The 12,043-nt window shown below is 61.7% G+C and carries 12 protein-coding genes; 7 read left to right on the forward strand and 5 right to left on the reverse strand.

What is annotated here, in order from left to right; translation table 11 throughout:
- The first annotated feature begins 64 nt into the window (after window positions 1–64).
- Entirely contained in the window at window positions 65–2,383 is a 2,319-nt protein-coding gene (locus ACX0MV_RS10590) for a hybrid sensor histidine kinase/response regulator (RefSeq protein WP_458982468.1), read from the forward strand.
- Here ACX0MV_RS10590 and ACX0MV_RS10595 read toward each other — a convergent pair.
- The 3 genes from ACX0MV_RS10595 to msrB form a co-directional block, all read right to left on the reverse strand.
- Window positions 2,367–2,837 carry a MarR family winged helix-turn-helix transcriptional regulator gene (locus ACX0MV_RS10595; protein WP_458982469.1) on the reverse strand — a complete coding sequence of 157 codons (471 nt, stop codon included), beginning with the start codon at window positions 2,835–2,837 and terminating at the stop codon, window positions 2,367–2,369. The genes ACX0MV_RS10590 and ACX0MV_RS10595 overlap by 17 nt on opposite strands.
- Window positions 2,834–3,319, reverse strand: a complete 486-nt coding sequence (locus ACX0MV_RS10600) for a glutathione peroxidase (protein WP_458982470.1) — start codon at window positions 3,317–3,319, stop codon at window positions 2,834–2,836. Before ACX0MV_RS10600 ends, ACX0MV_RS10595 begins: the two co-directional genes overlap by 4 nt.
- Window positions 3,320–3,466: 147 nt before the next feature.
- Window positions 3,467–3,862, reverse strand: a complete 396-nt coding sequence (msrB, locus tag ACX0MV_RS10605; RefSeq protein ID WP_458982471.1) for a peptide-methionine (R)-S-oxide reductase MsrB — start codon at window positions 3,860–3,862, stop codon at window positions 3,467–3,469.
- Window positions 3,863–4,179: 317 nt separating this feature from the next.
- Between msrB and ACX0MV_RS10610 the strand changes: the two genes are divergently transcribed.
- The 4 genes from ACX0MV_RS10610 (at window position 4,180) to htpX (ending at window position 7,561) form a co-directional block, all read left to right on the forward strand.
- On the forward strand, window positions 4,180–5,391 hold the full coding sequence (locus tag ACX0MV_RS10610; protein ID WP_458982472.1) for a pyridoxal phosphate-dependent aminotransferase: 1,212 nt from the start codon (window positions 4,180–4,182) through the stop codon (window positions 5,389–5,391).
- 11 nt (window positions 5,392–5,402) lie between these two features.
- Window positions 5,403–6,146, forward strand: a complete 744-nt coding sequence (locus tag ACX0MV_RS10615) for an SDR family NAD(P)-dependent oxidoreductase (RefSeq protein ID WP_458982473.1) — start codon at window positions 5,403–5,405, stop codon at window positions 6,144–6,146.
- Window positions 6,146–6,598 carry a hypothetical protein gene (locus tag ACX0MV_RS10620; RefSeq protein ID WP_458982474.1) on the forward strand — a complete coding sequence of 151 codons (453 nt, stop codon included), beginning with the start codon at window positions 6,146–6,148 and terminating at the stop codon, window positions 6,596–6,598. The genes ACX0MV_RS10615 and ACX0MV_RS10620 overlap by 1 nt, the downstream gene beginning before the upstream one ends.
- Before the next feature lie 90 nt (window positions 6,599–6,688).
- Entirely contained in the window at window positions 6,689–7,561 is an 873-nt protein-coding gene (htpX, locus tag ACX0MV_RS10625; protein WP_458982475.1) for a protease HtpX, read from the forward strand.
- Window positions 7,562–7,615: 54 nt separating this feature from the next.
- Here the strand turns inward: htpX and ACX0MV_RS10630 are convergent, their stop codons facing one another.
- Window positions 7,616–8,272 carry a thiopurine S-methyltransferase gene (locus tag ACX0MV_RS10630; protein WP_458982476.1) on the reverse strand — a complete coding sequence of 219 codons (657 nt, stop codon included), beginning with the start codon at window positions 8,270–8,272 and terminating at the stop codon, window positions 7,616–7,618.
- Between the two features lie 158 nt (window positions 8,273–8,430).
- Between ACX0MV_RS10630 and ACX0MV_RS10635 the strand changes: the two genes are divergently transcribed.
- Complete coding sequence (locus ACX0MV_RS10635; protein WP_458982477.1) at window positions 8,431–9,198, forward strand: DODA-type extradiol aromatic ring-opening family dioxygenase; 768 nt, start codon at window positions 8,431–8,433, stop codon at window positions 9,196–9,198.
- A gap of 90 nt (window positions 9,199–9,288) precedes the next feature.
- Window positions 9,289–10,023 carry an AAA family ATPase gene (locus tag ACX0MV_RS10640; RefSeq protein ID WP_458982478.1) on the forward strand — a complete coding sequence of 245 codons (735 nt, stop codon included), beginning with the start codon at window positions 9,289–9,291 and terminating at the stop codon, window positions 10,021–10,023.
- Window positions 10,024–10,103: 80 nt separating this feature from the next.
- Here the strand turns inward: ACX0MV_RS10640 and ACX0MV_RS10645 are convergent, their stop codons facing one another.
- Window positions 10,104–11,774, reverse strand: coding sequence for a DEAD/DEAH box helicase (locus tag ACX0MV_RS10645; RefSeq protein ID WP_487247654.1), 1,671 nt, complete (start codon window positions 11,772–11,774; stop codon window positions 10,104–10,106).
- Window positions 11,775–12,043: the final 269 nt, after the last annotated feature.

Consider the following 12,043-nt stretch of genomic DNA (forward strand, 5'->3'; position numbering starts at 1 on the left):
GCCGACAGGCGAAACAGATGGGCTATGCTTGGCGGGCGAATGAACACAGGAACGTTTGTCATCCATGGATATATCGCTTACCCAACGCCTGTCGTTCAAACAGGCCAGCCTTACCGTTCTGGTAGCGTTTATCCTCGGCACTGTACTCAGCCTGATCCAAGTCGGCATCGATTATGCCAGCGAAGACGCCTCGATTGACCGCGAGATTCACGCGCTGATCGCCATCAGCCACAACCCCGCCGCGCGTATTGCCTACAACATCGATGGTGAACTGGCCCAAGAGCTGGTGCTTGGCTTGCTGCGCTCGCCAGCGGTAATCAGCGCGCAGATCATCGACAACAGCGACCTGGTACTGGCCAGCGTCAGCCGTCCGCCGATGGAAAGCGGCTATCGGGTATTCAGCGATTACCTGTTCGGGGAACGCCGGCATTTCGAAGCGCCGCTGTTCGTCAGTCATTCGCCTGAAGAAGCGCTCGGCCGGCTAAGTCTCGAAGTCGACACCTTCGCCTTCGGCAGTCACTTTCTGCGTCGCTCCATGCTAACCCTGGCGACTGGCTTCGCGCGCACCTTAGCGCTGTCGCTGATTTTGCTGGTGCTGTTCTATTTCATGCTGACCAAGCCGCTGGTCACGGTTATCCGAGCGCTCAGCGAACGCGATCTGCGCACGCCCAACCATGCCAAACTGCCCTGCCCGAGTGGTCATGAGCGCGATGAGATCGGCATTCTGGTGAAGGTCGCAAACCAGCAGCTCACCAGCATCAACACGGAAATCGAGCAGCGCCGCGATGCCGAAGACCGCCTGACCCAGTACCTCGGCGAGTTGGAAAACATCGTCTCAACCCGCACCAACGAGCTGAAGAACGCCAATGCCCGCCTGACCGAAACCAACCTGGCCATCGAGCACGCCCGCCGCGATGCGGTTGAGGCCGCGCAGGCCCGCTCGGCCTTTCTCGCCAGCATGAGCCACGAGATCCGCACCCCGCTCAACGGCCTGCTCGGCATGCTGTCGCTGGCACTCGACAGCCAGTTGAACAGCGAACAGCGGCAGCAGCTGTCGATTGCCCATGACTCCGGCAAGATCCTGGTCGAGCTGCTCAACGACATCCTCGATCTGTCGAAATACGAAGCGGGCCAACTGGTGTTGGAAAGCATCCCGTTCGATCTCGGCAGCCTGGTTGAGGACACGGCAAGCCTGCTCTCCCAAAATGCGAGTTCTGCAGTCGAACTCACCTGCCTGATTGACCCGCGACTGCCCGACCATGTGCTCGGCGACCCGACCCGGGTCCGCCAGATCGTCAGCAACCTGTTGTCCAACGCGCTTAAATTTACTCGCTCAGGCCGCGTCGATGTGCGGGTGAACGCGATTCCGGGTGGCGCGCAGTTGATCGTCAGCGATACCGGCATCGGTATCGCCGAGGAAGCGCAAACCCGTATTTTCCAACCGTTCGCCCAGGCCGGAGCCGGCATAACCCGGCAATTCGGTGGCACGGGTCTCGGCCTGGCACTGAGTCGCCGGCTGTGCGAGGCGATGCAAGGGCAAATGAGCCTGACGTCCAGGGAAGGCGTCGGCAGTCAGTTCTGCGCCGAGCTGCCGTTGCCCGAGCATACGCCGGCACAACCGGTGCCGAAGCTGCGGGGACGTGTCGTCGCGCGCGTCGCCAGCCATTCGGGCCTGAGCGAGCTGCTGGACACCCTGCTGCCACGCTGGGGCCTCGCGTATCAGCCTCTGAATAGCGATGACGAACTGCCCGCTACGGCCGATCTGCTGATCTGTGACAGCACCGAAGGCCTCACCGAACTCCGCGCGCGGCATCCATTGCCGTTACTGGTCATCAGCTCCCACGGCGACTTCCTGCCAAGCGAGCAGGCCCAGGCGCTCGCGCCATTCGAGCAGATGGCCCGGCCACTTTCCCGCAAGTGCTTGCTTCAGGCGCTCCACCGCGCGCTCGACCTGCCCGAGGAAGGCGCCACAGCGCCCGCTCCGAGCGAGCCGCAGGTAAGGCCGCAGGCGCAGGTGTTGCTGGTCGAAGACAACCCGGTCAACCAGCTGGTCGCCAAGGGCATGCTGGTCAAGCTCGGCTGCGACGTGCTGATTGCCAACCATGGCGGCGAAGCACTCAGCCAGCTCGACCAGAAGGTATTCGACCTGGTGCTGATGGATTGCAATATGCCGGTGATGGATGGTTATGAAGCCACCCGCCGCATACGCCAGGATGCGCGCTTCGCCCTTATGCCCGTCATCGCCTTGACCGCCAACGCGCTGGCGGATGAACGCGAGCGCTGCAAGGCGGCCGGAATGAACGATTACCTGGCCAAGCCGTTTCGTCGCGAGGAACTGGCTGCCCTGCTCGATCAATGGCTACCGGTCAGCGCGGCGCCATAAACCGCTCGAGCAATTGGCCAACGCGGTCGCGCAACTCGCCCAATTCGTCCAGATTTACGCCGTGCTCGCAGAGTAACTGCTGCTTGAGCGGCAGTACCCGTTCGCGCAGTGCCTGCCCGGCGTCGGTCAGGGCCAGGTGCACTTCTCGCTCGTCCGCGCTGGAGCGCTTGCGCAAGAGCAGGCCCAACTGATCGAGACGCTTGAGCAGCGGGGTCAACGTGCCCGAGTCAAGCAACAGCCGCTCGCCCAGCGCCTTGACCGTCGGCAAGGCCGGCGGCTGGCGCTGCCATTCCCACAGCACCAGCATCGCCAGGTACTGCGGGTACGTCAGCCCCAGCTGATCGAGCATGGGCTTGTAGCCACGGATCACCGCACGCGAGGCGGCATACAGCTTGAAGCACAGCTGGTTGTCCAGCTGCAGCGCTTCATCCAGAGCTAACGAGGGCTTGCTCATTTCAGCAACGCTTCGATCTCGGCAGTCAGCTCTTCAGGCTTGGTGGTCGGAGCGAACCGCTTGATCACCGTGCCATCGGCGTTAACCAGAAACTTGGTGAAATTCCACTTGATGCCCTGGCTGCCAAGCAGGCCAGGCGCGCTTTTCTTCAGGTTGACGAACAGAGGGTGGGCGTCGCTGCCATTGACGTCGACCTTTTTGAACAGCGGAAAGGTCACGCCGAAATTCAACTCGCAGAACTCGCTGATCGCGCCCTCGTTGCCCGGCTCTTGCTTGCCAAACTGGTTGCAGGGGAAACCCAGCACCACCAGCCCCTTGTCCTTGTAGCTCTGCCACAGTGCTTCCAGGCCTTTGTACTGCGGGGTGAAACCGCACTTGCTGGCAGTGTTGACGACCAGGGTGACCTTGCCGCCGAAGTCGGCCAGGGTCTTTTGTTCGCCTTTGATGGTGGTGCAGGGAATGTCGAAAATCTGATTAGTCATGTTGGAACCCCAGCAGGAAAAGAGGAGCAACAAGATAGCCATCAATTAAATTGCATGCAATTTAATTGATGGCTATTTATCGGAAATGTGGCCCGTTCTGAAACGGGCCGCGGATTTTTATCGAATACAGAGTCGCAACCCGAGGGCTCAGGCTTTGGGAACCAGCTTCAACGATGCCGAATTGATGCAGTAACGCAAACCAGTCGGGGCCGGGCCATCCGGAAAAACATGGCCAAGGTGGGCATCGCACTTGGCGCACTTCACTTCGATGCGGTGCATGCCATGGCTGAAGTCATCCAGGCTGGCAATTGCCTCTTTGCTCACCGGCTGAAAGTAGCTGGGCCAGCCGCTGCCGGAATCGAACTTGGCGTCGGAGTCGAACAACTCGGCGCGGCAACACGCGCAGTGATAGATGCCGACGACCTTGCTGTCGTTGTACTCGCCGCTGAAGGCACGCTCGGTACCGCCCAGGCGGCAGATATGAAACTGCTCCTCAGATAGCTCTTCGCGCCAGGCTTCCAGGGGTTTTTCCAGCTTATCCATGGTCACAATCCTCAATAAAAACGCCAAAAGCGTTATTCAACATCACGTGGCAACACCCGACGAAGCACCGACGACCTGCAGGGTGGTGGCCATGGATGGCACGTCACAAGAACGCCGGGAGCGCTTTTGCGCGTAAGCCCCAACGGGGTGAAGCACATGGATGTGCTGAGCACAAAAAAGCCCGACCAGTACCTTTGCCGGGACCGGGCCGCCACGTATGATTCGACCCCAGTCTGTCACCGGCGTTACAACCTGCCAAGGCTTGGCTCGGCCAGCCTGCCAGGGTAAGCGGCGCTTTCTTCTTCGGGACCCTCTCCATGCAGTTCAGCAAATCGAACAAGCTCGCCAACGTCTGCTACGACATTCGCGGGCCGGTGCTCAAGCACGCCAAACGCCTGGAAGAGGAAGGCCACCGCATCCTCAAGCTGAACATCGGCAACCCGGCGCCGTTTGGGTTCGAGGCACCCGAGGAAATCCTTCAGGACGTGATCCGCAACCTGCCCACCGCCCAGGGTTACAGCGACTCCAAAGGCCTGTTCAGCGCGCGCAAGGCGGTGATGCAGTACTACCAGCAGAAGCAGGTGGAAGGTATTGGTATCGAGGACATCTACCTCGGCAACGGCGTCTCCGAGCTGATCGTGATGGCCATGCAGGCGCTGCTCAACAACGGCGACGAGGTGCTGATCCCGGCACCGGACTATCCGCTGTGGACCGCCGCCGTGGCGCTGTCCGGCGGCAAGCCGGTGCATTATCTGTGCGATGAACAGGCCGGCTGGTTTCCCGACATTGCCGACATGCGCGCCAAGATCACCCCGAATACCAAGGCCCTGGTGCTGATCAACCCGAACAACCCCACCGGCGCCGTGTATTCCAGAGAAGTGCTGATGGATATCGTCGAACTGGCGCGCCAGCACAATCTCGTGGTGTTCTCCGACGAGATCTACGACAAGATTCTGTACGACGAAGCGCAGCACATCTCCACCGCTTCGCTCGCCCCCGACGTGCTCTGCCTGACCTTCAACGGCCTGTCAAAGTCTTACCGCATCGCAGGCTTCCGTTCCGGCTGGGTGGCCATCTCTGGGCCCAAGCAGCGCGCCCAGAGCTATATCGAAGGCATCGACATCCTCGCCAACATGCGCCTGTGCGCCAACGTGCCGAGCCAGCATGCCATCCAGACTGCATTGGGCGGTTACCAGAGCATCAACGACCTGGTACTGCCAAACGGCCGCCTGCTGGAGCAGCGTAACCGCACCTGGGAGCTGCTCAACGACATTCCCGGGGTCAGCTGCGTCAAGCCGATGGGCGCGCTGTATGCATTCCCGAAGATCGACCCGAAGGTCTGCCCGATCCATAACGACGAGAAGTTCGTGCTGGACCTGCTGCTTTCGGAAAAACTGCTGATCGTTCAGGGCACCGCGTTCAACTGGCCGTGGCCAGACCACTTCCGCGTGGTCACCCTGCCGCGGGTGGACGAGCTGGAAATGGCCATCGGCCGAATCGGCAGTTTCCTCAAGACCTACCAACAGTAACCGGAGCTCCCATGAGCCAGGGCAAACGCTATCTGCTGACCGGCGCCAGTTCGGGGATTGGCGCAGCGCTGGCGCGCGAGCTGGCCAGCCGCGGGTACGACCTGGCGCTGGCAGCGAGGCGTGAAGACAGCTTGCAGACGCTCGCCGCCGAGCTACGCTCGCGCTTCGGCCATCAGGTTGCAGTGTTGCCGCTGGATGTAACCGACTATGCGGCCTGTCAGGACGTCGTAGGCCTGGCCGCCAATGCCCTGGGTGGGCTCGACGGACTAATCGCCAATGCCGGTATCGCCCTGGTTGGCAAAGCCGGCGGCGGGCACTTCGAGCGCGTCAGGCTGACCCTAGAAACCAACCTGATCGGCGCGATCGCCTGCCTGGATACAGCGGCCGCCTATTTTCGCCAGCAAGGCCACGGGCACCTGGTCGCCATCGCCTCGGTCGCCGGCAAACGCGGCCTGCCCCACAGCGCCGGATATTCGGCCAGCAAAGCCGGGCTGATCAGCTACATGGAGGCCACCCGCGCCGAGCTGCGCGGCAAGAACATCGACACCACCCTGCTGCTTCCGGGCTTTATCGACACGCCACTCAACAGCGATATGGCCAGTCGACCGTTCCTGATCGGTGTCGAACGCGGCGCTCGACTGATCGCCACCCATATCGACAAGCGCGCCAGCAGTGCCTATGTCCCCGGCTGGCCGTGGGCCGTACTGGGCCGCCTGCTGCCTTACCTACCCACCTGGATGATTGCCAAGTTCTGATGGACCTACAGATCGACGATTTCTACAAAGACGCCGCCGCTGGCCTGCTGACGCTGTACCAGGGCTTTCCGCGCAAGATGGCGCTGTACGTGGAAGACCTGATCGGGCGCGAGGAGCCGGATGAGTTCGGCCTGCCCACGCCGCGCCACCAAAGCTGCCTCGGCGCCTTGCTGTGGTTGGCCGAGGAAGGCTATATCCGCTTCGACTCGACCATCGGCTACGACGCACTGGACCAGGCCGTACTGAGCGAGAAAGGCTTCCTGCGCCTGACCCGCGGCGTGCCCCATGCCCTGCGCGAGGGCGAAGCGTTACCACCGAGTGTAAGACGAGTACATGCCACCCTCGCCTATCAACTGCGTGAGGCACTCGAGCAGCGGCATGGCGAGCGCGTCGCCCGTTTGACTCGTCTGCTGTTCGAGAGCCCTCTAAACGGGGCAAGCGACACAGTTTGAAATAGTCCCTCGGTTGAATAGCCAGGGGGCGCGCCCTTATATAGCCGCCATATCAAGCTAGTCCTATCCCTTGAGGAGTCGTTCCACACCATGATGCGCATTTTGCTGTTCCTGGCTACCAACGTAGCGGTGTTAATCATCGCCAGTATCACGCTGAAATTGCTTGGCGTAGACCGTTTCACCGGTCAGAACTACGGCAGCCTGCTGGTTTTCTGCGCAGTTTTCGGCTTTGCCGGCTCGCTGATTTCGCTGTTCATTTCCAAGTGGATGGCGAAGATGAGCACCGGCACCCAGATCATCACCCAGCCGCGCACCCGCCACGAGCAGTGGCTGTTGCAGACCGTCGAGGAGCTGTCCCGCGAAGCCGGTATCAAGATGCCGGAAGTGGGTATCTTCCCGGCTTACGAGTCCAACGCCTTTGCCACCGGCTGGAACAAGAACGACGCGCTGGTAGCGGTCAGCCAGGGTCTGCTCGAGCGTTTCTCGCCGGATGAAGTGAAAGCCGTACTGGCCCATGAAATCGGCCACGTTGCCAACGGTGACATGGTCACCCTGGCGTTGATCCAGGGCGTGGTGAATACCTTCGTAATGTTCTTTGCACGGATCTTCGGCAACTTCGTCGACAAGGTCCTGCTCAAGAACGAAGGCGGTCCCGGTATCGGTTACTTTGTCGCGACCATCTTTGCCGAGCTGGTCCTTGGCATCCTGGCCAGCATCATCGTCATGTGGTTCTCGCGTAAGCGTGAATTCCGCGCCGACGAAGCAGGTGCACGCCTGGCGGGTACCGGCGCGATGATCGCCGCGCTGCAGCGCCTGCGCGCCGAACAGGGCGTACCGGTGGAGATGCCATCCAGCCTGACCGCGTTCGGCATCAACGGCAGCCTGAAGAACGGCCTGGCCGGCCTGCTGATGACCCACCCGAAGCTGGAAGACCGCATCGAAGCGCTGCGTCAGTTGCGCTAAGCCCCGCGGCGATGAAAAAGGCGACCTTCGGGTCGCCTTTTTGATGCCTGAGAATCAGCCCTTGCGTAGTCGGTAGACCTGCTCCTGCAGGCGTTTCAGCCCGCGTTCGACGAACTTCCAGTTGTCGTCCAGCACGTCGCTGGATTCGACAGGCTCGATCTTCCAGGCGCTCGCCAACAGGTCCTGCACTTCGTCCGCTTCCACCGCGAACGGCGGTCCGTTCATCAACGCCTGATCGTATACCAGCGTCACCAACAGGCCCTGGCACCCGACCGGCAGTAACTCGTTCAGATGCGCGACATAGCGCCTGCGCATCTCCGGCGGCAGCGCGATCAGGGCAGCGCGGTCATACAGCGCCACGCACTCACCCAGCTGTTCCGCGCTAAGGGCAAAGAAGTCGCCGCAATAGATCTCCAGCGCGCCGGCACGATAGAGCGTCAGCTCACCCTGCTGGCTGATCTGCGGCTCAAGCGCATGCTCGCTGAAAAACGCCTCGACCGCGGCTTGCGCCAGCTCGACGCCAACGACGCGATAACCCTGGCCAAGTAGCCACACCATGTCCAGGCTCTTGCCGCATAACGGCAGCAGCACGCGCGCCTGTTCGGGCAGACCCAGGGTTGCCCAGTAGCGTTGTAGATAAGGATTGACCTCACTCGCGTGAAAACCGATTTCACCGCGCGCCCAGCGTCTTTGCCAAAATTCCGCGTGCATATCACCTCCTGAACGATTGCCCGGCCATGCTGGCGGAAAACCCCATGCAACACCACCGAGGTGGTGACCCATCGATTTGACTGATCATAGCTGTAGAGTATTTGCGCTATTTAGCTGCGGCTAATCGATCGAAAATGACGTATCACTTGGAGATCGCCATGCTGCCCAGCCTCTTTATTTCCCACGGTTCACCCATGCTGGTCCTGCAACCAGAAGCCAGCGGCCCAGCCCTGGCGCGTCTCGCAGCGCAGCTGGAAAGACCACGGGCGATTGTTGTCGTTTCAGCCCATTGGGAAAGCCATGACCTTCGGGTGGGTACCGCCGCGCGGCCGCCGACCTGGCATGACTTCAATGGCTTTCCCGCCGAATTGTACCAACTGCGCTACCCGGCAGCCGGTGACCCGGCGCTGGCCGCTGACATCCTGCATCTGCTGAATGATGCCGGCCTGCCGGCGCAAGCGGATCCGCAGCGCCCGCTCGATCACGGCGCCTGGGTACCGTTGAGCCTGATGTACCCACAGACCGATATCCCCGTGGTACAGGTATCGCTGCCCAGCCGACTGGGGCCAGCCATGCAGAGCCGCATCGGCCAGGCGCTGGCACCACTACGGGCGCGCGGCGTGCTGCTGATCGGCTCCGGCAGCATCACCCACAACCTGGCCGAGCTCGACTGGCAGGCTGGCCCCGACGTGATCGAACCCTGGGCCAAGGCGTTTCGTGACTGGATGGTGGACAAACTGCGCGAGGACGACGACGAAGCACTGCTGGACTACCGCCAGAGCGCGCCGCAAGCCAGACGCAACCACCCGAGCGATGAGCATTTGCTGCCGCTGTTTTTTGCCCGTGGCGCTGGCGGTCGTTTTCAGGTCGAGCACAGCGGCTTCACCCTTGGCGCACTGGGAATGGACATCTATCGCTTTGGCTGATGATTAGCAGCCCGCAGACCGAGCGCTGGCCTACCGTCGACGACCTGACGAGGCTAAGCTCGCGGCACCGACGACCGCGACGGAAACACCATGTCCCTCAACGCCAAGCCTTACCTGCAAAGTGTATCGATTCGCCCGGAGACCGATCTGTCGAGCCTGGCCTACCCCTATTGCATTCCGGCCGTCCGGCAGATGGGCCGGCTGGAGTTTCATCCCGACGTCACCTTTTTCGTCGGCGAGAACGGCAGCGGCAAATCGACGATCCTTGAGGCGATAGCCCTGGCACTTGGCTTCAGCCCCGAAGGCGGAACAAAGAACTTCCAGCTGCAGACGGTCCAGTCGGTGTCTGCCCTGCATCGCGACCTGCGCCTGACGCGCAGCTACGCCAAACCGAAAGACGGCTACTTCCTCAGAGCTGAAAGCTTCTTCAACGTGGCCACCTACATGGACGAGGTCGGTTATCTGGGTGGCTATGGCGATAAATCGCTGCATGCACGCTCGCACGGCGAAGCGTTCATGGCGTTGCTGACGCACAAGCTGCGTGGCAAAGGCCTTTACCTGCTCGACGAACCCGAGGCAGCACTGTCTCCCAGCCGCCAGCTTGCGGCGCTGTCGGCAATTCACCAGCTCGCCCGCGACGACTCCCAGTTCATCATCGCGACCCACTCACCGATCCTGCTGGCGTATCCCCACGCGAAGATCGTTCGCTTCGACGAGACCGGGCTCAGCGAAGTCGCCTATGAGGAGACCGAGCACTACCTGGTCACCCGCGATTTCCTCAACAACTATCCGCGGCGTCTGGAGCAGCTGCTCGACGATGACTGACCGCGCGCCAGACCGGCAAATCGCAGCCACAAAAAAGCCCCGCATCACGACAATGCGGGGCTTTTCAGTGACTCAGCGAATCAATCTTCGCGATAGCGACGCAGCTTCAGCGGCTTACCACCGACGCGGGTGTCTTTCAGCTTGGTCAGCAGACGCTCAAGCCCGTCTTCCGGCAGCTCGACCAGGCTGAAGCTCTCGCGCACCTGAATGCGACCGATGGCTTCGCGAACCAGACCGCCTTCGTTGAGAATCGCGCCCAGCAGGTTTTTCGCGGCGATACCGTCACGCGCGCCCAGCGCGGTGCGGCAACGGGCGCGGCCTTCAGCCAGCGGGATCGGTGCACGACGCTCGCGGCTGTCGCTACGCTCAGGGCGATCGGAACGCTCGCTGCGCTCACGCGGCGCGCTGCTCGGCACCAGCGGCTGCTCACGCTGCAGCTCGTCCAGGGTCAGGGCCTGACCATTGGTTGCCTTGCGCAGCAGTGCCGCAGCCAGGGCGCGCGGGGTGCAGCCGATTTCAGCGGTCAGGCGGTCAAGCAGATCGCCATGGCTGGCTTCGGCATCAGCCACCAGCGGCGCCAGGCTCGCGGTCAGCTTCTTGATGCGCGCGTCCAGAACCTGCTGAGCGTCAGGCAGACGAACCTCGCTGACCTTCTGCCCGGTAACGCGCTCGATCACCTGCAGCATGCGGCGTTCACGCGGAGTCACCAGCAACAGGGCGCGACCGGTACGACCCGCGCGGCCGGTACGACCGATACGGTGCACGTAGGATTCCGGATCGTAGGGCATGTCCACGTTCATTACGTGGGTGATGCGCGGTACGTCCAGGCCACGGGCGGCAACGTCGGTGGCGACCACGATGTCCAGGCGACCGTCCTTGAGCGACTCGATCACGCGCTCACGCTGGTTCTGGGCGATGTCGCCATTCAGCGGTGCAACCTTATAGCCCTTGGCTTCCAGCGCGGAGGCCAGGTCCAGGGTGGCTTGTTTGGTGCGGACGAAGGCGATCAGCGCATCGAATTCTTCGACTTCGAGCAGGCGCAATACAGCAGCGTGCTTCTGGTCGGCGTGCACCAGCAGGTGAGCCTGCTCGATGGCAGTCACAGTCTGGGTCTTGGTTTCGATCTTGACGTGCTTGGGGTCGCGCAGGTGCTTTTCGGCAATGGCGCGGATCGAATGCGGCAAGGTGGCCGAGAACAGCACGGTCTGGCGGGTTTCCGGCATGGCCTTGAAGATCAGCTCCAGGTCATCCATGAAGCCGAGTTTGAGCATTTCGTCAGCCTCATCCAGCACCAGGTGCTGGATGGTGGAGAGTACTTTCTCGTCGCGACGCAGGTGGTCGACCAGACGGCCCGGGGTGGCGACGACAATCTGTGCGCCATTGCGGATGGCTTTCAGCTGCGGGCCCATGGGCGCGCCGCCGTATACGGCGATAACGCTGACGCCGGGCATTTGCTTGGCGTAGGTTTCGAAGGCAGTGGCAACCTGCAGGGCCAGCTCGCGGGTCGGCGCCAGGATCAGCGCTTGCGGCTGACGCTTGGTCGGGTCGATGCGGCTGAGGATTGGCAGAGCAAACGCGGCGGTTTTGCCGGTGCCGGTCTGCGCCTGGCCGATCATGTCGTGACCGGCGAGGATCACCGGAATGGACTGGATCTGGATTGCCGATGGCTCTTCGTAGCCAGTCGCGATGACGGCAGCAAGAATATTCGGATGAAGGTCGAGTGCGGCGAAGCCGCCGATTACTTGGGTCATGGGTCTGCCTCTAGTGCATCCGCAAAGACCCATGTTCCAAAGCTGCGCATGCCGTGTAAGACCCTAGAGTCACCCTGGCAGCCCTGTCGGCGGGGATTTGCGAAAACGTATTGATAAATGAATCGTTAAGGTTAGTCCGCTGAGCGGACTAGCTGCCGAAGTTAGCCTTCGGGCGAGTTGCGCTTCCTGAACGTGGCCATGAATTGACCGGCGCGCACTATACCGGAAAAACCTGACTCATGTGCTGGTTTTTCCGGTAAATAAGCCCA

The organism is Pseudomonas cistanchae (assembly GCF_054483635.1).